At 57.4% G+C, this 19,769-nt stretch carries 16 protein-coding genes and 4 tRNA genes; all 20 read right to left on the bottom strand.

Translation table 11 applies throughout. The features are described from left to right. The coding region (locus tag ACIPZC_RS25505; protein ID WP_400630271.1) for a GTP-binding protein at positions 1–332 on the bottom strand (332 nt) is incomplete at its 3' end. A 27-nt stretch (positions 333–359) separates the two neighbouring features. Continuing rightward, the gene (gene fusA / locus ACIPZC_RS25500) at positions 360–2,507 is read right to left on the bottom strand and encodes an elongation factor G (protein WP_241806276.1); all 2,148 of its coding nucleotides are present in this window, start codon (positions 2,505–2,507) and stop codon (positions 360–362) included. 30 nt (positions 2,508–2,537) lie between these two features. Further along, positions 2,538–3,008, bottom strand: a complete 471-nt coding sequence (gene rpsG / locus ACIPZC_RS25495; RefSeq protein WP_003246741.1) for a 30S ribosomal protein S7 — start codon at positions 3,006–3,008, stop codon at positions 2,538–2,540. Positions 3,009–3,114: 106 nt separating this feature from the next. After that, positions 3,115–3,486 (bottom strand): 30S ribosomal protein S12, encoded by a 372-nt coding sequence (gene rpsL / locus ACIPZC_RS25490; RefSeq protein ID WP_003255492.1) that lies wholly within the window; start codon positions 3,484–3,486, stop codon positions 3,115–3,117. Between the two features lie 211 nt (positions 3,487–3,697). Further along, positions 3,698–7,897: a DNA-directed RNA polymerase subunit beta' gene (rpoC, locus tag ACIPZC_RS25485; RefSeq protein ID WP_241806277.1), complete on the bottom strand. Its 4,200-nt coding sequence runs from the start codon at positions 7,895–7,897 to the stop codon at positions 3,698–3,700. 64 nt (positions 7,898–7,961) lie between these two features. Further along, entirely contained in the window at positions 7,962–12,035 is a 4,074-nt protein-coding gene (gene rpoB / locus ACIPZC_RS25480) for a DNA-directed RNA polymerase subunit beta (RefSeq protein WP_039601743.1), read from the bottom strand. Positions 12,036–12,254: 219 nt separating this feature from the next. Continuing rightward, a complete protein-coding gene (rplL, locus tag ACIPZC_RS25475) occupies positions 12,255–12,620 on the bottom strand; it encodes a 50S ribosomal protein L7/L12 (RefSeq protein ID WP_003255496.1) in 366 nt (121 codons plus the stop codon). Positions 12,621–12,698: 78 nt separating this feature from the next. Beyond that, positions 12,699–13,199, bottom strand: coding sequence for a 50S ribosomal protein L10 (rplJ, locus tag ACIPZC_RS25470; protein WP_012316523.1), 501 nt, complete (start codon positions 13,197–13,199; stop codon positions 12,699–12,701). 196 nt (positions 13,200–13,395) lie between these two features. Further along, positions 13,396–14,091 (bottom strand): 50S ribosomal protein L1, encoded by a 696-nt coding sequence (gene rplA / locus ACIPZC_RS25465; protein ID WP_012316524.1) that lies wholly within the window; start codon positions 14,089–14,091, stop codon positions 13,396–13,398. Further along, complete coding sequence (rplK, locus tag ACIPZC_RS25460) at positions 14,091–14,522, bottom strand: 50S ribosomal protein L11 (protein WP_003255500.1); 432 nt, start codon at positions 14,520–14,522, stop codon at positions 14,091–14,093. Before rplK ends, rplA begins: the two co-directional genes overlap by 1 nt. A 119-nt stretch (positions 14,523–14,641) precedes the next feature. Continuing rightward, entirely contained in the window at positions 14,642–15,175 is a 534-nt protein-coding gene (nusG, locus tag ACIPZC_RS25455) for a transcription termination/antitermination protein NusG (RefSeq protein WP_012316525.1), read from the bottom strand. 9 nt (positions 15,176–15,184) lie between these two features. Continuing rightward, entirely contained in the window at positions 15,185–15,553 is a 369-nt protein-coding gene (secE, locus tag ACIPZC_RS25450; RefSeq protein WP_008089117.1) for a preprotein translocase subunit SecE, read from the bottom strand. Between the two features lie 44 nt (positions 15,554–15,597). Further along, positions 15,598–15,673 (bottom strand) — tRNA-Trp (locus ACIPZC_RS25445). Between the two features lie 54 nt (positions 15,674–15,727). Continuing rightward, positions 15,728–16,921 carry an elongation factor Tu gene (gene tuf, locus ACIPZC_RS25440; protein WP_400630269.1) on the bottom strand — a complete coding sequence of 398 codons (1,194 nt, stop codon included), beginning with the start codon at positions 16,919–16,921 and terminating at the stop codon, positions 15,728–15,730. Positions 16,922–16,999: 78 nt separating this feature from the next. After that, positions 17,000–17,075 (bottom strand) — tRNA-Thr (locus ACIPZC_RS25435). 29 nt (positions 17,076–17,104) lie between these two features. Next, positions 17,105–17,178, bottom strand: a tRNA-Gly gene (locus ACIPZC_RS25430). 24 nt (positions 17,179–17,202) lie between these two features. Beyond that, a tRNA-Tyr gene (locus ACIPZC_RS25425) sits at positions 17,203–17,286 on the bottom strand. 152 nt (positions 17,287–17,438) lie between these two features. After that, positions 17,439–17,864 carry a hypothetical protein gene (locus ACIPZC_RS25420; RefSeq protein WP_400630267.1) on the bottom strand — a complete coding sequence of 142 codons (426 nt, stop codon included), beginning with the start codon at positions 17,862–17,864 and terminating at the stop codon, positions 17,439–17,441. A gap of 7 nt (positions 17,865–17,871) precedes the next feature. Then, positions 17,872–18,621, bottom strand: a complete 750-nt coding sequence (locus tag ACIPZC_RS25415; RefSeq protein ID WP_400630265.1) for a pantothenate kinase — start codon at positions 18,619–18,621, stop codon at positions 17,872–17,874. Next, positions 18,611–19,570: a bifunctional biotin--[acetyl-CoA-carboxylase] ligase/biotin operon repressor BirA gene (gene birA / locus ACIPZC_RS25410; protein WP_400630263.1), complete on the bottom strand. Its 960-nt coding sequence runs from the start codon at positions 19,568–19,570 to the stop codon at positions 18,611–18,613. Before birA ends, ACIPZC_RS25415 begins: the two co-directional genes overlap by 11 nt. Positions 19,571–19,769: the final 199 nt, after the last annotated feature.

The raw sequence follows: 19,769 nt of genomic DNA, 5'->3' as shown, positions 1-19,769 counted from the left end.
CCATCGGCGGCCGAGCACACAAGGATCGCGCCGTCCATCTGGGCAGCACCGGTGATCATGTTCTTCACGTAGTCAGCGTGACCTGGGCAGTCAACGTGAGCGTAGTGACGAATGGTCGAGTTGTACTCAACGTGAGCGGTGTTGATGGTGATACCGCGCGCTTTTTCTTCCGGAGCCGAGTCGATCTTGTCGAACTCAACGACTGCCGAACCGAAAACTTCGGAGCAAACGCGAGTCAGAGCTGCGGTCAGAGTGGTTTTACCGTGGTCAACGTGGCCGATGGTGCCAACGTTAACGTGCGGAAGGGAACGATCAAATTTTTCTTTAGCCACGACAGTGAACCTCTTGCCTAAAGGGGATTAGCCTTGTTTTTTAACGAGTGCTTCGACGATGTTCGACGGAGCTTCGGCGTATTTGGAGAATTCCATGGAGTAGCTTGCGCGACCCTGAGACATGGAACGAACGTCGGTCGCGTAACCGAACATCTCTCCGAGCGGTACCTCAGCAGTGATTACCTTGCCGGACACCGAGTCTTCATTACCCTGGATCATCCCACGACGACGGCTCAGGTCACCCATCACGTCACCCAGGTAATCTTCCGGGGTTACAACTTCGACCTTCATGATCGGCTCAAGCACCACGCCACCGCCCTTCTGGGCCAGTTGCTTGGTCGCCATCGAAGCGGCGATCTTGAACGCCATTTCGTTGGAGTCGACGTCGTGATACGAACCATCGAATACCGTGGCCTTCAGGCCAAGCAGCGGATAACCGGCAACAACGCCGTTTTTCATCTGCTCTTCGATACCCTTCTGGATCGGGGCGATGAATTCCTTAGGAATCACACCACCAACGACTTCGTTGGTGAACACCAGACCTTCGGTGATGTTGCCCTTCTCGTCTACGTCCGGCTCCGAGAAACGGATCCAGCAGTGACCGAACTGACCACGACCACCCGACTGACGAACGAACTTACCTTCGATTTCGACGTTCGACTTGGTGATCTTCTCGCGGTACGAAACCTGCGGCTTGCCGACGTTGCACTCGACGTTGAACTCGCGCTTCATGCGGTCAACGAGGATGTCCAGGTGCAGCTCACCCATACCGGAGATGATGGTCTGGCCGGTTTCCTCGTCGGTTTTGACGCGGAACGACGGGTCTTCCTGGGCTAGCTTGCCCAGTGCGATGCCCATCTTCTCCTGGTCAGCCTTGGTCTTCGGCTCTACGGAGAGCGAAATAACCGGCTCAGGGAAGTCCATACGCTCAAGGATGATCGGCTTGTCGGCGTTGCACAGGGTGTCACCGGTGGTGACGTCCTTCATGCCGATCAGAGCAGCGATGTCGCCTGCACGTACTTCCTTGATTTCTTCCCGCTGGTTGGCGTGCATCTGCACCATACGACCAACGCGCTCTTTCTTGCCCTTGACCGAGTTGATGACGGAGTCACCGGAGGTCAGGAAGCCCGAGTAGACGCGGACGAAGGTCAGAGTACCAACGAATGGGTCAGTAGCGATCTTGAACGCCAAGGCCGAGAACGGCGCGTTGTCGTCAGCAGGACGCTCGTCGTACTGCTCTGGCTGAACCTCATCCTTCGGCACGTCGATCAGATCAGGGTGGATACCCTTGATCGCAGGAATCTCGGTTGGCGCAGGCAGGTAATCAATGACAGCGTCGAGAACCAGGGGAACGCCCTTGTTCTTGAACGAGGAACCGCAGACAGCAGGAACGATCTCGCTCGCCAGGGTACGGACGCGCAGACCAGCCTTGATGTCTTCGACGGACAGGTCACCTTCTTCAAGGTACTTGTTCATCAGCTCTTCGTTGGCCTCGGCAGCAGCCTCGACCATGTTGCTGCGCCATTCGTTGGCCAGCTCGACCATATCCGCAGGAATTTCTTCTTCGCGGTAAGTAGTGCCTTTGTCGTCGTCGTTCCAGTAGATGGCTTTCATCTTGATCAGGTCGACCTGACCCTGGAAGTCGTCTTCCGCACCGATAGCCAGCTGTACTGGAACCGGAGTGTGACCCAGGCGGTTCTTGATCTGACCTACGACGCGCAGGAAGTTGGCACCGGCACGGTCCATCTTGTTCACGTAGACAACACGTGGAACGCCGTACTTGTTGGCCTGACGCCATACGGTCTCGGACTGCGGCTCAACGCCGGAGGTACCGCAGAACACAACGACCGCGCCGTCGAGTACACGCAGCGAACGCTCTACTTCAATGGTGAAGTCAACGTGGCCAGGGGTATCGATGACGTTTACGCGGTAGTTGTCGTACTGACCACGGGAACCTTTCCAGAAGGTGGTAACGGCAGCGGAGGTAATGGTGATACCGCGCTCCTGCTCCTGCACCATCCAGTCGGTGGTCGCGGCGCCATCATGCACCTCGCCCATCTTGTGGCTCAGACCTGTGTAGAACAGGATCCGCTCGGTAGTGGTGGTCTTGCCCGCGTCAACGTGGGCACAGATACCAATGTTACGGTAGCGGTTAATTGCTGTAGTACGAGCCATAAAGCCCTCGCAAAATGATTGATGCTTGAATTAGAAGCGGTAGTGCGAGAACGCTTTGTTGGCTTCAGCCATACGGTGCACGTCTTCACGCTTCTTGACTGCAGCACCCTTGCCTTCGGCAGCATCCAGCAGCTCACCAGCCAGGCGCAGAGCCATCGACTTCTCGCCGCGCTTGCGGGCGTAGTCTACGAGCCAGCGCATTGCCAGAGCGTTACGACGGGATGGACGAACTTCAACCGGGACCTGGTAAGTGGCACCGCCGACACGGCGGGACTTTACTTCGACCAGCGGAGCGATGGCGTCGAGAGCTTTCTCGAAGATTTCCAGGGGGTCGCTGTTCTTGCGTGCTTTGACGGTATCCAGGGCACCGTAAACGATGCGCTCGGCTACGGCCTTCTTGCCGCTTTCCATCACGTGGTTCATGAACTTGGCGAGAATCTGGGATCCGTACTTCGGATCGTCAAGAATCTCACGTTTTGCTGCTACACGACGTCTTGGCATGATAAGCCCTCAAACGGTCTTCAGGTTAGCCCGGGACGTGGGTCTTCGACCCCTGCCCGACCTTACTCTTATCGACTCAAAAAAATGGATGTCTGCAAACGGCCGATTACTTCGGACGCTTGGTACCGTACTTCGAACGACCCTGGTTACGGCCTTTGACGCCCGAAGTATCCAGAGAGCCGCGAACGGTGTGGTAACGAACACCTGGCAAGTCTTTTACACGGCCGCCACGGATCAGGACGACGCTGTGCTCTTGCAGGTTGTGGCCTTCACCGCCGATGTACGAGGAAACCTCGAAACCGTTGGTCAGACGCACACGGCATACTTTACGCAGTGCCGAGTTAGGTTTTTTCGGCGTAGTGGTGTACACACGGGTGCACACGCCACGACGTTGCGGGCAGTTCTGCAGCGCAGGAACGTCGGACTTTTCGACCGAACGCTTACGCGGCTGACGTACCAGCTGGTTGATAGTTGCCATCTACTAGCTCCACTGATTGTCTTGCGACTCTATTGTCTTGCAAGAAAGCCAAAAATTGGCGAGACGGAGCCTCACCAAATTTAAGGGTACAAAAGTCTAAAGAGGATCTTGCACCCAGTCAAGACAAGGCCCCGGCCCTCCGCGCCCGATCATCGGCAACATTTCATGTCGCCGATGACCGTGCGGAGCTTGCCGGGGCCCTGCCCTGTACTTAGTTACCGCTGGAGTTCAGCGCTTCGGTCAGTGCGGCTTCCACCTCACTGGCACTTACGCGCAGCGGTTTGTCGGCATCACGGCGACGCTTACGCTCGCTGTGGTAGGCCAGACCGGTACCGGCCGGGATCAGACGACCCACGACCACGTTCTCTTTCAGGCCGCGCAGGTAATCGCGCTTGCCGGTTACGGCCGCTTCGGTCAGCACGCGGGTGGTTTCCTGGAAGGAAGCCGCGGAGATGAACGACTCGGTCGACAGCGAGGCCTTGGTGATACCCAGCAGTACACGGGTGAACTTCGATACGAACTTGTCATCGGCGGCGAGACGCTCGTTCTCGACCAGCACCTGAGTCAGTTCCATCTGGTCGCCCTTGATGAAGCTGGAATCGCCCGACTCGGAGATCTCGACCTTACGCAGCATCTGACGCAGGATGGTCTCGATGTGCTTGTCGTTGATCTTAACGCCTTGCAGACGGTAAACGTCCTGGATCTCGTTGACGATGTATTTCGCCAGCGCGCTCACACCCAGCAGACGCAGGATGTCGTGCGGATCGCTCGGGCCGTCGGAGATGACTTCGCCGCGGTTTACCTGTTCGCCTTCGAAGACGTTCAGGTGGCGCCACTTCGGAATCAGCTCTTCATACGGATCGCTACCGTCGGTCGGGGTAATGACCAGACGACGCTTGCCTTTGGTCTCCTTGCCGAATGCGATGGTGCCGCTGACTTCAGCCAGAATCGAGGCTTCTTTCGGACGACGCGCTTCGAACAGGTCGGCAACACGTGGCAGACCACCGGTGATGTCACGGGTCTTCGACGTTTCTTGCGGGATACGCGCGATAACGTCACCAACACCGATCTGTGCACCGTCAGCAACACCTACCAAGGCGTTCGCTGGCAGGAAGTACTGTGCAGGTACGTCGGTACCTGGCAGGTACAGATCCTTGCCATTGGCGTCGACCATCTTGATTGCCGGACGGATTTCCTTGCCTGAGGCAGGGCGATCCTTGACGTCCAGCACTTCGATGTTGGTCAGGCCGGTCAGCTCGTCGGTCTGGCGCTTGATGGTGATGTTTTCTTCCATGCCCACGAAGGTCACGGTACCTTTGAGCTCGGTAACGATCGGGTGGGTGTGCGGGTCCCACTTGGCGACGATGGCGCCAGCTTCGACCTTGTCACCTTCCTTGACCGAAATAACCGCACCGTAAGGCAGCTTGTAACGCTCGCGCTCACGACCGAATTCATCGGCAATGGCCAGCTCACCGGAACGCGATACGGCAACCAGGTTGCCATCGGCACGCTCGACCTGCTTCAGGTTATGCAGACGGACCATACCGCCGTTCTTCACCTGGACGCTGTCGGCAGCCGAAGTACGGCTTGCAGCACCACCGATGTGGAACGTACGCATGGTCAGCTGGGTACCCGGCTCACCGATCGACTGTGCAGCGATAACGCCGACAGCTTCACCGATGTTCACCTGATGACCGCGGGCCAGATCACGACCGTAGCACTTGGCACAGATACCGTAGCGGGTTTCGCAGTTGATCGGCGAACGCACGACAACTTCGTCGATGCTGTTCAGCTCGATGAACTCGACCCACTGCTCGTCGACCAGGGTACCGGCAGGAACGATGACGTCCTCGGTGCCTGGCTTGAACACGTCGCGGGCGATGACACGGCCCAGTACACGCTCACCCAACGGCTCTACAACGTCACCGCCTTCAATGTGCGGAGTCATCAGCAGGCCTTGGTCGGTACCGCAATCGATCTCGGTTACAACCAGGTCTTGCGCAACGTCCACCAGACGACGGGTCAGGTAACCGGAGTTCGCAGTCTTCAACGCGGTATCCGCCAGACCTTTACGAGCACCGTGCGTCGAGATGAAGTACTGGAGTACGCTCAGACCTTCACGGAAGTTCGCGGTGATCGGCGTCTCGATGATCGAGCCGTCCGGCTTGGCCATCAGACCACGCATACCGGCCAACTGACGAATCTGTGCTGCGGAACCCCGCGCACCCGAGTCAGCCATCATGTACATCGAGTTGAAGGACTCTTGCTCGACTTCTTTGCCCTCGCGGTCGATGACCTTCTCTTTCGAGAGGTTGGCCATCATCGCCTTGGACACTTCGTCGTTCGCCTTGGACCACAAGTCGATGACCTTGTTGTACTTCTCGCCCTGGGTTACCAGGCCGGAAGCGTACTGGCTCTCGATTTCCTTCACTTCATCAGTGGCGCTGCCAATGATGCGTGCTTTTTCATCAGGGATGACGAAGTCATTCACACCGATGGAAACGCCGGAAATGGTCGAGTAGGCGAAACCGGTGTACATCAACTGGTCGGCGAAGATCACGGTCTCTTTCAGACCAACCACGCGGTAGCACTGGTTGATCAGCTTGGAGATCGCCTTTTTCTTCATCGGCTGGTTGACCACATCGTACGGCAGGCCTGCCGGTACAACCTGGAACAGCAGAGCACGGCCGACAGTGGTGTCGACGATGCGGGTGTTCTTGGTGATACTGCCATCACGGTCTTTCACGGTCTCGTTGATACGGACCTTGATCTTCGCGTGCAGAGCGGCTTCGCCGGCGCGGAATACGCGGTCGACTTCCTGCAGGTCGGCGAATACGCGACCCTCGCCCTTGGCATTGATGGCTTCACGGGTCATGTAGTACAGACCCAGTACAACGTCCTGCGACGGAACGATGATTGGCTCACCGTTGGCTGGCGACAGAATGTTGTTGGTCGACATCATCAGCGCGCGCGCTTCAAGCTGTGCTTCCAGCGTCAGAGGCACGTGAACGGCCATCTGGTCACCGTCGAAGTCGGCGTTGTACGCAGCACAGACCAGCGGGTGCAGCTGAATGGCCTTGCCTTCGATGAGCACAGGCTCGAACGCCTGGATACCCAGACGGTGAAGGGTCGGTGCACGGTTCAGCAGTACGGGGTGTTCGCGAATCACTTCAGCGAGAACGTCCCATACCTCTGGCAGCTCGCGCTCGACCATCTTCTTGGCAGCCTTGATGGTGGTCGCCAGACCACGCATTTCCAGCTTGCCGAAAATGAACGGCTTGAACAGCTCCAGGGCCATCTTCTTCGGCAGACCGCACTGATGCAGGCGCAGGGTCGGGCCTACGGTAATTACCGAACGGCCGGAGTAGTCCACGCGCTTGCCGAGCAAGTTCTGACGGAAGCGACCTTGCTTACCTTTGATCATGTCGGCCAGGGACTTCAGCGGACGCTTGTTCGAGCCAGTGATGGCGCGACCGCGACGGCCGTTGTCCAGCAGGGCGTCTACCGCTTCCTGCAGCATGCGCTTTTCGTTGCGCACGATGATGTCCGGCGCCGACAGATCGAGCAGGCGCTTGAGACGGTTGTTACGGTTGATCACCCGACGATACAGGTCGTTCAGGTCGGAGGTCGCGAAGCGGCCGCCATCCAACGGAACCAATGGGCGCAGGTCCGGCGGCAGTACCGGCAGAACGGTCAGAACCATCCACTCAGGCAGGTTGCCCGAGCCCTGGAAGGCTTCCATCAGCTTCAAGCGCTTGGACAGCTTCTTGATCTTGGTTTCCGAGTTGGTCTGCGGAATCTCTTCGCGCAGGCGACCGATCTCGTGCTCCAGGTCGATAGCGTGCAGCAGCTCGCGGACAGCCTCGGCACCCATGCGGGCGTCGAAATCGTCACCGAACTCTTCCAGCGCTTCGAAGTACTGCTCGTCATTCAGCAGCTGGCCCTTCTCGAGGGTAGTCATGCCTGGGTCGATAACGACGTAGCTCTCGAAATAGAGCACGCGCTCGATGTCACGCAGGGTCATGTCCATCAGCAGGCCGATACGGGACGGCAGCGACTTCAGGAACCAGATGTGGGCGACCGGCGAGGCCAGCTCGATGTGCGCCATGCGCTCACGACGAACCTTGGCAAGGGCAACTTCAACGCCGCACTTCTCGCAGATCACACCGCGGTGCTTGAGGCGCTTGTACTTGCCGCACAGGCACTCGTAGTCCTTGACCGGGCCAAAGATCTTGGCGCAGAAAAGGCCGTCACGCTCAGGCTTGAACGTACGGTAGTTGATGGTTTCCGGCTTCTTAACTTCACCGAACGACCACGAACGGATCATTTCAGGCGACGCCAGACCGATGCGGATGGCGTCGAACTCTTCGACTTGACCCTGGTTTTTCAGCAAATTCAGTAGGTCTTTCAAGGCCTTTCCTCCTGGCGGAGCAGGAAGCGGGCTGTACCAGCCCCGCTCCCCTTCGCGTCACGTGTTATTCGGTTTCCAGATCGATATCGATACCGAGCGAACGGATCTCTTTGATCAACACGTTGAAGGACTCGGGCATGCCCGGCTCCATACGGTGATCGCCATCCACGATGTTCTTGTACATCTTGGTACGGCCGTTCACGTCGTCCGACTTCACTGTGAGCATTTCTTGCAGGGTGTATGCCGCGCCGTATGCTTCCAGCGCCCACACTTCCATCTCCCCGAAACGCTGACCACCGAACTGCGCCTTACCACCCAGCGGCTGCTGGGTAACCAGGCTGTAGGAACCAGTGGAACGCGCGTGCATCTTGTCGTCCACCAAGTGGTTCAGCTTGAGCATGTACATGTAACCCACGGTCACAGGACGCTCGAACTTGTTGCCGGTACGGCCGTCGAACAGCACCATCTGGCCGCTCTCTGGCAGGTCAGCCAGCTTCAGCATGGCCTTGATCTCGCGCTCCTTGGCACCGTCGAAGACCGGAGTAGCCATAGGCACGCCTTTCTTCAGGTTGTGCGCCAGGGCGAGGATCTCTTCGTCGGTGAACTCTTCCAGGTTCTCCTGACGACCACCGATCTCGTTGTAGATCTCGGTGAGGAAGCCACGCAGCTCAGCGGCTTTGCGCTGTTCTTCGATCATGCGGTCGATCTTCTCGCCCAGACCTTTGGCCGCGAGGCCCAGGTGGGTTTCAAGGATCTGACCGACGTTCATACGCGAAGGTACGCCCAGCGGGTTCAGTACGACGTCGACCGGAGTACCGTTGGCGTCGTGCGGCATGTCTTCTACCGGCATGATGACCGAGACCACACCTTTGTTACCGTGACGACCGGCCATCTTGTCACCCGGCTGGATGCGACGGCGGATGGCCAGGTAAACCTTGACGATCTTCAGTACGCCCGGCGCCAGGTCATCGCCCTGCTGCAGCTTGCGCTTCTTGTCTTCGAACTTGTCGTCCAGCAGGCGACGGCGATCGACGATGTACTGCTGAGCCTTTTCCAGCTGCTCGTTCAGTGCATCTTCAGCCATGCGCAGTTTGAACCACTGGCCGTGCTCCAGACCGTCCAGCACTTCGTCGGTGATCACGGTGCCTTTCTTCAGGCCCGCACCACCGTCGACCACTTGGCCGTTAAGGGCAGAACGCAAACGCTCGAAGGTTGCACCCTCGACGATACGGAACTCTTCGTTGAGGTCCTTGCGAATCTCGTCCAGCTGCATCTTCTCGATGGCCAGTGCGCGGCTGTCGCGCTCCACGCCATCACGGGTGAAGACCTGAACGTCGATGACGGTACCCTTGGTGCCAGTCGGCACGCGCAGGGAGGTGTCCTTAACGTCGCTGGCCTTCTCACCGAAGATCGCCCGCAGCAGTTTCTCTTCCGGCGTCAGCTGGGTTTCGCCTTTTGGCGTGACCTTGCCGACCAGGATGTCGCCAGCGCCGACTTCAGCACCCACGTAGACGATACCGGCTTCGTCCAGCTTGTTCAGTGCAGCTTCACCCACGTTCGGGATATCCGCAGTGATTTCCTCTGGGCCAAGCTTGGTGTCACGCGCCACACAGGTCAGTTCCTGAATGTGGATCGTGGTGAAGCGGTCTTCCTGAACCACACGCTCGGACAGGCAGATGGAGTCTTCGAAGTTGAAGCCGTTCCACGCCATGAACGCGATGCGCATGTTCTGACCCAGCGCCAGTTCACCCATGTCGGTGGACGGGCCGTCGGCCATGATGTCGCCACGCGCAACCTTGTCACCTTTGCTAACCAGCGGACGCTGGTTGATGCAGGTGTTCTGGTTGGAGCGGGTGTACTTGGTCAGGTTGTAGATATCTACACCTGCTTCACCGGTTTCGACTTCGTCGTCGGCTACGCGAACGACGATACGGCTGGCGTCGACGGAGTCGATCACGCCACCGCGGCGAGCAACCACGCAGACACCGGAGTCACGGGCAACGTTGCGCTCCATGCCGGTACCGACCAGCGGCTTGTCGGCACGCAGGGTTGGTACAGCCTGACGCTGCATGTTCGAACCCATGAGTGCACGGTTGGCGTCGTCGTGCTCGAGGAACGGAATCAGCGAGGCAGCAACGGAAACAACCTGCTTCGGCGATACGTCCATCAGGGTGACGTCTTCCGGCGCCTTGACGGTGAATTCGTTCAGGTGACGAACAGCAACCAGCTCGTCGATCAGTTGCTTTTTGTCGTTCATCGCGGCCGAAGCCTGGGCGATGACGTGATCTGCTTCTTCGATCGCCGACAGGAACACGATGTCGTCGCTGACAACGCCTTCCTTCACCACGCGGTACGGGCTTTCCAGGAAGCCGTACTGGTTGGTGCGGGCATAGGCCGCCAGGGAGTTGATCAGACCGATGTTCGGACCTTCAGGGGTCTCGATCGGGCACACACGGCCGTAGTGGGTCGGGTGTACGTCACGGACTTCAAAGCCTGCGCGCTCACGGGTCAGACCGCCCGGGCCGAGTGCGGAAACACGGCGCTTGTGGGTGATCTCGGAAAGCGGGTTGTTCTGGTCCATGAACTGCGAGAGCTGGCTCGAACCGAAGAACTCCTTCACCGCCGCCGCAACCGGCTTGGCGTTGATCAGGTCTTGCGGCATCAGGCCTTCGCTTTCAGCCATCGACAGACGTTCCTTGACCGCGCGCTCGACGCGCACCAGGCCAACACGGAACTGGTTCTCGGCCATCTCGCCGACGCAACGTACGCGACGGTTACCGAGGTGGTCGATGTCGTCGACGATGCCTTTACCGTTACGGATATCGACCAGGGTCTTGAGAACCTCGACGATGTCTTCCTTGCTCAGCACGCCCGAACCTTCGATCTCGGTACGACCGATACGACGGTTGAACTTCATGCGGCCCACGGCCGACAGGTCGTAACGCTCGGCGCTGAAGAACAGGTTGTTGAACAGGGTTTCGGCAGCGTCCTTGGTTGGCGGCTCGCCCGGGCGCATCATGCGATAGATCTCGACCAGCGCTTCCAGTTGGTTGCTGGTGGTGTCGATCTTCAAGGTGTCCGAGATGAACGGACCGCAGTCGATGTCGTTGGTGTACAGCGTTTCGATGCGTACGACCTGAGCCTTGGCGATCTTGATCAGCAGCTCGGCGGTCAGCTCGGTGTTGCACTCGGCGATGATCTCGCCGGTAGCCGGATGCACGATAGCCTTGGCGGTGGTGCGACCCAGGACGTATTCCATCGGAACGTCCAATTGGTTCACGCCGGCCTTCTCGAGCTGGTTGACATGGCGCGCGGTAATGCGGCGGCCCTGCTCAACGATGACCTTGCCGGTTTCGTCATGGATATCCATGACCGCAACTTCACCACGCAGACGCTGAGGCACCAGTTCCAGGCTGAGTTTCTCGCCGGAAATATGGAACACGTTGGTGGTGTAGAAGGTGTTCAGAACCTCTTCGGTGCTGTAACCCAGGGCGCGCAGCAGTACCGAGGCCGGAAGTTTGCGGCGACGGTCGATACGGACGAACACGCAGTCTTTCGGATCGAACTCGAAGTCCAACCAGGAGCCGCGGTACGGAATGATGCGAGCGGAGTACAGCAGCTTGCCGGAGCTGTGCGTCTTGCCACGGTCGTGGTCGAAGAACACACCAGGCGAACGGTGCAGCTGGGAAACGATCACACGCTCGGTACCGTTGATAACGAAGGTACCGTTCTCAGTCATCAGGGGGATTTCACCCATGTAGACTTCTTGCTCTTTGATGTCCTTGATCGCTTTGTTCGACGATTCCTTGTCGAAGATGATCAGGCGCACCTTGACCCGCAGTGGGACCGCGAAGGTCACGCCACGCAGGACACATTCCTTCACATCGAAGGCGGGTTCGCCCAGGCGATAGCCTACGTACTCCAGGGCAGCATTGCCGGAGTAGCTGATGATCGGAAATACCGATTTGAAGGCCGCGTGCAGGCCGACGTCGCGGAACTGATCCTTGGATGCTCCCGCTTGCAGGAATTCGCGATACGAATCCAGCTGGATGGCCAGGAGGTAAGGCACATCCATGACGTCCGGCAACTTGCTAAAGTCCTTGCGGATACGTTTTTTCTCAGTGTATGAGTAAGCCATCAGCGTTCCCCAGCTTGGTCACCTGCTTGTTTGGCTTCTCCCGGCGGGAGCAGCCAGAAAATCGTGCAAACCCCTTGGTTTGCGCCACCCACATGGGTGTCTTGCAGCTTGTTATCGGGGCCGACGTGATCGGCCACCAATAACGGAAAAAGGCCGGTGGCATAAGCCACCAGCCATCAGCCTTTGCTCAACGCTCCGGCTGGAGTCGCAAGGTCGAGATTACTTCAGCTCGACTTTAGCGCCTGCTTCTTCCAGCTTCTTCTTAGCGTCTTCAGCGGCTTCTTTCGAAACGCCTTCAGCTACGACCTGAGGAGCGCCGTCGACTTTCTCTTTGGCTTCTTTCAGGCCCAGACCGGTCAGTTCGCGAACGGCTTTGATCACGTTCACTTTCTTGTCGCCGGCTTCAACCAGAACAACGTTGAACTCGGTCTGCTCTTCAACAACGGCAGCAGCAGCAGCTGGGCCAGCAGCGGCAACAGCAGCGGTAACGCCGAAGGTTTCTTCCATAGCTTTGATCAGCTCAACAACTTCCAGAACGGTTTTCTGGCCGATTGCTTCGATGATTTGCTCGTTAGTCAGGGACATGACTTAAATCCTGTATTGGGGTGACAGCCTACGCAGCCATCAAATTAAACATATGATTTTGAAAGAGGTTACGCGGCCTTAGGCAGCAGCAGCTTCTTTCTGGTCGCGAACGGCCGCCAGAGTACGAGCCAGCTTGCTGGTAGCGCCTTGAATGACGCTCATCAGACGTGCGATAGCTTCGTCACGGGTCGGCAAGGTAGCCAGTACATCGATCTGGTTGGCGGCAATGAAATTGCCGTCAAACGCAGCTGCCTTGATCTCGAACTTGTCCTGACCCTTGGCGAACTCTTTGAACAGACGAGCAGCAGCGCCCGGGTGTTCGTTGGAGAAAGCAATCAGGGTCGGGCCTTTGAACGCGTCGTTGAGGATCGAATACTCGGTACCTTCAACTGCGCGCTTGAGCAGGGTGTTACGTACGACACGTACGTATACGCCAGCTTCGCGGGCCTCTTTACGGAGTCCGGTCATTGCGCTTACAGTCACACCACGGGCATCGGCCACGACAGCGGACAGAGCGACTTTGGCAGCCTCGTTGACTTCAGCGACGATGGCTTTCTTGTCTTCGAGTTTAATTGCCACGGGTTTACTCCTGGTTTTTACCGTTTCATCTGGCCGAAGCCGGATGTCGTTTTGGTGTCTGATTCGGTAACGAATCGGGAGCACCATCTGCGTAGGCTTGAGGTTTAAGGCTTGCGCCGCCTACGGTCTTGGATAGCCCCCGCCAGGCAGGGACCCCAATTTTGCTGATGGCGCGACGAATCGCGCCATCATTGCCTTACGCGTTCAGCGAGCTCTGATCGATGACCAGACCTGGGCCCATAGTGGTGCTCAGGGTAACGCGCTTGACGTAAATACCTTTCGAAGAAGCTGGCTTGATACGCTTCAGATCAGCGATCAGGGCTTCAACGTTTTCCTTCAGCTTGCCAGCTTCGAAACCGACCTTGCCAACGGAGGTGTGGATGATACCGTTTTTGTCGGTGCGATAGCGAACCTGACCGGCCTTGGCGTTTTTCACAGCCGTGGCAACATCAGGAGTCACAGTACCGACTTTCGGGTTAGGCATCAGGCCGCGAGGACCCAGAACCTGACCCAGCTGACCCACAACGCGCATGGCATCTGGCGATGCGATGACGACGTCATAGTTCAGGTCGCCGCCCTTCATTTCGGCAGCCAGATCATCCATACCTACACGGTCAGCGCCGGCAGCCAGAGCGGCCTCAGCAGCTGGACCCTGGGTGAAGACGGCAACGCGCACGGTCTTGCCAGTGCCGTGTGGCAGCACGGTAGCGCTACGAACGACCTGGTCGGATTTACGCGGGTCAACACCGAGGTTGACGGCAACGTCGAAAGATTCGCTGAACTTCACGGTGGACAGTTCGGCCAGCAGCGCAGCTGCGTCTTCGAAGTTGTAAACTTTGCCAGCTTCGACTTTCGAAGCAATAGCCTTTTGGCGCTTGGTCAGCTTAGCCATTACACACCCTCCACGTTCAGGCCCATGCTGCGGGCAGAGCCAGCGATGGTGCGTACAGCAGCGTCCAGGTCAGCAGCGGTCAGATCAGCCTGTTTAGCTTTGGCGATATCTTCCAGCTGAGCACGGGTCACGGTACCGACTTTGACGGTGTTCGGGCGAGCCGAACCACTGGTCAGGCCAGCAGCTTTCTTCAGCAGAACCGAGGCAGGGGTGCTCTTGGTCTCGAAAGTGAAGCTACGGTCACTGTAAACAGTGATGATCACAGGCGTCGGCAGGCCGGCTTCTTGACCCTGAGTACGGGCGTTGAAGGCCTTGCAGAATTCCATGATGTTCACACCGTGTTGGCCCAGTGCTGGACCAACGGGTGGGCTTGGGTTGGCCTGGCCGGCCTTAACTTGCAGCTTGATGTAAGCCTGAATCTTCTTAGCCATGAGCTACTCCAATATCGGGTACGAACGCCAGATGGCTCCCCGGATGACTTGCGTTTTATCCCAGTGACGACAAAACCCCGCAGCACACAGGGCTGCGGGGTATGGGATGCTTCGTCCGCCTAGACCTTTTCGACCTGGCTGAACTCGAGCTCTACCGGAGTAGAGCGACCGAAAATGAGTACCGCCACCTGGAGGCGACTCTTTTCGTAGTTAACCTCTTCGACGTTACCATTGAAGTCAGCGAACGGACCATCAATGACTCGAACCACTTCACCGGGCTCGAACAACGTCTTCGGCTTCGGCTTGTCACTACCGTCGGCTACGCGACGCAGGATAGCTTCAGCTTCTTTATCAGTGATCGGTGCAGGCTTATCAGCAGTACCACCAATGAAGCCCATCACACGAGGGGTATCCTTGACCAAGTGCCAAGTCCCTTCGTTCATCTCCATCTGGACCAGAACATAGCCAGGGAAGAATTTACGCTCACTTTTGCGCTTCTGGCCGTTGCGCATTTCGACGACTTCTTCGGTCGGGACCAGGATCTCGCCGAAACCGTCTTCCATGCCTGCCAGCTTGACGCGCTCTATCAGGGAGCGCATAACATGCTTCTCGTAACCCGAGTAAGCATGCACAACATACCAACGCTTAGCCACGGGACACCTTTAGCCAACGATCAGGGAGACCGCCCAGCCGAGCAGGGAATCAAGCCCCCACAGCAGCAGTGCCATAACCAGCACGACAGCCACGACAATCAGCGTGGTCTGGGTGGTTTCCTGGCGGGTCGGCCACACGACTTTACGGATCTCAGTACGAGCTTCCTTCGCAAGCGCAAAGAACGACTTACCCTTCGCGGTCTGCAGAGCTACAAAGCCCGCAACAGCAGCCAGGGCGAGAAGCGCAAGAACGCGGTACAGGATTGGAGAGGCGGAGTAATACTGATTACCCACTACACCAACAACCACCAAAGCCACTACAGCCAGCCACTTGAACAGATCAAAACGCGATTCTTGGGCTTCAGTTTTGGGAGTCATCGAGGAGGATCCTGTAAGAAGAAAGCCAATCACACTGAGGTGAATGGCAGGTCAGGAGGGAATCGAACCCCCAACCTACGGTTTTGGAGACCGTCGCTCTGCCAATTGAGCTACTGACCTGTAACGCTGTATCAGGCCGGCCATTATACCGGCCTGATCAAGTAAATCAACTACTTATTCGATAATTTTTGCTACGACGCCGGCGCCGACGGTACGACCGCCTTCACGGATAGCGAAGCGCAGACCGTCTTCCATTGCGATGGTCTTGATCAGGGTAACAGTCATCTGAATGTTGTCACCTGGCATTACCATTTCAACGCCTTCCGGCAGTTCGCAGTTACCGGTCACGTCAGTGGTACGGAAGTAGAACTGAGGACGGTAGCCTTTGAAGAACGGAGTGTGACGGCCGCCTTCTTCCTTCGACAGAACGTAGACTTCTGCGGTGAACTTGGTGTGCGGCTTGACCGAACCTGGCTTGACCAGAACCTGGCCACGCTCAACGTCGTCACGCTTGGTACCACGCAGCAGAACGCCGCAGTTCTCGCCAGCACGACCTTCGTCCAGCAGCTTGCGGAACATCTCAACACCGGTGCAGGTGGTGGTGGTGGTGTCACGCAGACCAACGATTTCCAGCGGATCCTGAACGCGGACGATACCACGCTCGATACGACCGGTAACAACGGTACCACGACCCGAGATCGAGAATACGTCTTCGATCGGCATCAGGAACGGCTGGTCGATGGCACGAACTGGCTCAGGAATGTAGCTGTCCAGAGTCTCTACCAGCTTCTTGACAGCGGTAGTGCCCATCTCGTTGTCGTCTTTGCCTTCCAGCGCCATACGAGCGGAACCGATGATGATCGGAGTGTCGTCGCCTGGGAAGTCGTAGGTGGACAGCAGGTCGCGAACTTCCATCTCGACCAGTTCCAGCAGCTCAGCGTCGTCTACCAGGTCAGCCTTATTCAGGAAGACCACGATGTACGGAACGCCAACCTGACGGGACAGCAGGATGTGCTCACGGGTTTGTGTCATCGGACCATCGGCGGCCGAGCAAACCAGGATCGCGCCGTCCATCTGGGCAGCACCGGTGATCATGTTCTTCACATAGTCAGCGTGACCTGGGCAGTCAACGTGAGCGTAGTGACGAATGGTCGAGTTGTACTCAACGTGAGCGGTGTTGATGGTGATACCGCGCGCTTTTTCTTCCGGAGCCGAGTCGATCTTGTCGAACTCAACGATTGCCGAACCGAAAACTTCGGAGCAAACGCGAGTCAGAGCTGCGGTCAGAGTGGTCTTACCGTGGTCAACGTGGCCGATAGTGCCGACGTTAACGTGGGGAAGGGAACGATCAAACTTTTCCTTAGCCATCGATACAATCCTCCGCAGAAGAAATAGTCTTACGCTGATAAAACAAAGGCAGATATTTTCATATCTGCCTTGTTTATATGGAGCTCTTGAGCGGACTTGAACCGCTGACCTCACCCTTACCAAGGGTGTGCTCTACCAACTGAGCTACAAGAGCGAAACACTTTGTGCAAAACCCAGCAAACTTGGAGCGGGTAGCGGGAATCGAACCCGCATCATCAGCTTGGAAGGCTGAGGTTCTACCACTAAACTATACCCGCGGAGCTTGCGGCTCTCGCTAAAACTGGTGGAGGGAGAAGGATTCGAACCTTCGAAGCTCTCGCAACGGATTTACAGTCCGTCCCCTTTGACCGCTCGGGAATCCCTCCAGATGTGGCCGGCATTCTATTTGTCTGCCGTCCTAGTGTCAAGCTTTTTTTCAAATTTCTTCAATCAAATCTGAAACTTAGCTGCTTTGACACTGCTTCCAGCTCTACCACCTCAGTGGTGTTCCCTGTGAAGCGGGCGCCATTCTATCAAGCTATTCGCCAGTTGCAATACCCTGGCAGAAAATAATTTTATGTTTTAAGTCTTTGAAATCGTTGGAAAGAGTGGCGAGGACCATTTGATCCAGTAAACGCTCGCTTTCCGGGGAAATCTTGAGCCAGAGACCATCGGCGCCGGGTAGCTGCCCAGACACCGGTACTGCGTTGATATCCAGGCTCAGCAAGCGCTGGCGCAATGCGTCGATTTGAGCCCGCTCCGTCAGCCCCCCCACCACCAAGCATTCATCACGGCGACGAGCAGGCGCGTTCACACCCGCTTCACGCAATAGACGGATTTCCTGCTGATTACCTTTGTATAACGAGAGCGGGGCGACATCCTTGGCTTTCAGCGGGGCTTCCTGTTGGTGCCAGACGTAATAGAAGACGTTGAGCACCAGCAACAGCAGAAACAACCAACGCATAAGCACCTCAGTTCAAAGGGCAGGCCATTGCCAGGCCAACGAATACCAAGTCGGGAACCACGCGCGCCTGGGGTGCAGCTTCACGTACCAACGGCGCATCCCCCCCCGTGAGGAATACTGTAAAGGCCTCTCCCCACAGCGAGCGTGCTTGCTCCAGCTGCGTGCGAGCAAAACCTTGCAGCATCAACACGCAACCCCGTTCGACCGCCTCGACAGTCGAACGTCCAGGAGCAAGACTGGTCAATGCACGCTCAGCAGATGCGTCGTCGTAGCGGATCCGGCGAGTGTGCGTTCGCAGCTGGCTGCGCATCAGCGGCATACCCGGGCAGATGTATCCCCCCAGGTGCTCGCCATCAGCACCAATGAAGTCGGCCTTGGCAGCTGTACCCAGGTCGATCACCAGGCAAGCCCCCTTGGCCAGGTGGAAAGCACCCAACGCCGCGAGCCAGCGATCCATGCCCAGGCGCTGGAAGTCTTCATATCCATTGCGTACCCCAGCCATCTCACGGGCCGGTTCCGCTACCCGCGGCACCACAGAAAACGCCTGATTGATCAGGGCACAGAGCGCCGCCGTTTCTTCCTCACTACGCACACTGACAATACGGCAGCCTGACAGGCGAAGCGAAGTCAAAGCACCGACCTGGGCCACTAGCGCCTGATCGGAATCCACAATGCCGCCACCCACGATAGTGGCGTCAACAGCATGAATGACTCGCCATTTGATGAAGCTGTTACCGCAATCGAGCTCAAGAATCATCACGCAACCTCAAACTGAGCTCACCACCACTGAAGCTCTTCTCCACACCATCGACCTCCAGGCGCAAGCCGCCCTGCCCGTCCACCCCGAGCACTACCCCGTTGATCTGGGTACTGCCGGCAACAAGGGACACGTTACGCCCCTGCCATAGATGTGCTTGTTCCCATTCTTCCTGGAATGCGGCAAAACCATAGCGTCGGTGTCGCGCCAACTCATGCTGCAATTGCTGGCTGAGCATTGCCACCAGGCGATTACGATCAATCGGAGCGCCAACCTCACGCCGTATGGAGGTCCACTGCTGATCGACTTGCACATTTGACTGCATGTTCACGTTGACGCCAATCCCAAGAACAACGTGACAGACGTCTGCCGGATCACCGACCAACTCAAGCAGGATGCCCGCGATTTTCTGGCCACGCACAAGTACGTCATTAGGCCACTTGAGCCCGACTTCCTTGACACCGAAGCCTTCCAAGGCCCGCATTACCGCCAAGCCGACCACCAGACTCAGCCCCTCGAGCTGGCGCATGCCGCCTTCGACCCGCAACACCAGACTGTAATAAAGGTTTTCTGCGAATGGGCTGACCCACTGACGACCACGACGGCCACGGCCAGCACTCTGACGCTCGGCAAGCACCAGAAATGGAGCAGCCTGCCCCTGCCCTGCAAGCCGCAGGCCTTCAGCATTGGTAGAGTCGATGGTTTCGTGGATGAACATTGGCCATTGCTCAGCATCAGCGAATTCGGCAATAGCCTTCGCTTCGAGCAACGCCAGGGGCGCCGCTAGCTGATAGCCACGCCCACGAACCTTGTGAATGGTGAGATTTAGCTCACTCTCCAGATGCTGCAGCTGCTTCCAAACGGCGCTGCGACTCACCCCGAGGGCTGCCCCCAAGGCTTCTCCGGAATGGAACCGGCCATCCTTGAGGAGATTCAACAACTTCAGCATGCCAGTCTCGACTTGGAATAAGGCTGGCATGATAGCTATGGGTAGTGGGCTTGCATAGGAAAAGGGCCCCACGTCACCACCCAAATCCCGTGTATCGAGCCAGAAAAGACAAAACCCCTACCTGCTCACGCAGATAGGGGTTTTGCGAAATGAATCTTGACGATGACCTACTCTCACATGGGGAAACCCCACACTACCA

The organism is Pseudomonas sp. NPDC089743 (genome assembly GCF_044748785.1).
Taxonomy (GTDB): Bacteria; Pseudomonadota; Gammaproteobacteria; order Pseudomonadales; family Pseudomonadaceae; genus Aquipseudomonas; species Aquipseudomonas putida_X.
The sequence above is the reverse complement of the archived record's forward strand: the minus strand, read 5'-3'. Positions and strand labels throughout refer to the sequence as shown.

Excerpts from the sequence above, each read along its gene's own strand:
- fusA (WP_241806276.1), bottom strand. The coding sequence starts at position 2,507 with ATGGCTCGTACTACAGCAATTAACCGCTACCGTAACATTGGTATCTGT.
- rpsG (WP_003246741.1), bottom strand. The coding sequence starts at position 3,008 with ATGCCAAGACGTCGTGTAGCAGCAAAACGTGAGATTCTTGACGATCCG.
- rpsL (WP_003255492.1), bottom strand. The coding sequence starts at position 3,486 with ATGGCAACTATCAACCAGCTGGTACGTCAGCCGCGTAAGCGTTCGGTC.
- rpoB (WP_039601743.1), bottom strand. The coding sequence starts at position 12,035 with ATGGCTTACTCATACACTGAGAAAAAACGTATCCGCAAGGACTTTAGC.
- rplL (WP_003255496.1), bottom strand. The coding sequence starts at position 12,620 with ATGTCCCTGACTAACGAGCAAATCATCGAAGCAATCGGCCAGAAAACC.
- rplA (WP_012316524.1), bottom strand. The coding sequence starts at position 14,091 with ATGGCTAAGCTGACCAAGCGCCAAAAGGCTATTGCTTCGAAAGTCGAA.
- rplK (WP_003255500.1), bottom strand. The coding sequence starts at position 14,522 with ATGGCTAAGAAGATTCAGGCTTACATCAAGCTGCAAGTTAAGGCCGGC.
- secE (WP_008089117.1), bottom strand. The coding sequence starts at position 15,553 with ATGACTCCCAAAACTGAAGCCCAAGAATCGCGTTTTGATCTGTTCAAG.
- tuf (WP_400630269.1), bottom strand. The coding sequence starts at position 16,921 with ATGGCTAAGGAAAAGTTTGATCGTTCCCTTCCCCACGTTAACGTCGGC.
- ACIPZC_RS25420 (WP_400630267.1), bottom strand. The coding sequence starts at position 17,864 with ATGCGTTGGTTGTTTCTGCTGTTGCTGGTGCTCAACGTCTTCTATTAC.
- ACIPZC_RS25415 (WP_400630265.1), bottom strand. The coding sequence starts at position 18,621 with ATGATTCTTGAGCTCGATTGCGGTAACAGCTTCATCAAATGGCGAGTC.
- birA (WP_400630263.1), bottom strand. The coding sequence starts at position 19,570 with ATGCTGAAGTTGTTGAATCTCCTCAAGGATGGCCGGTTCCATTCCGGA.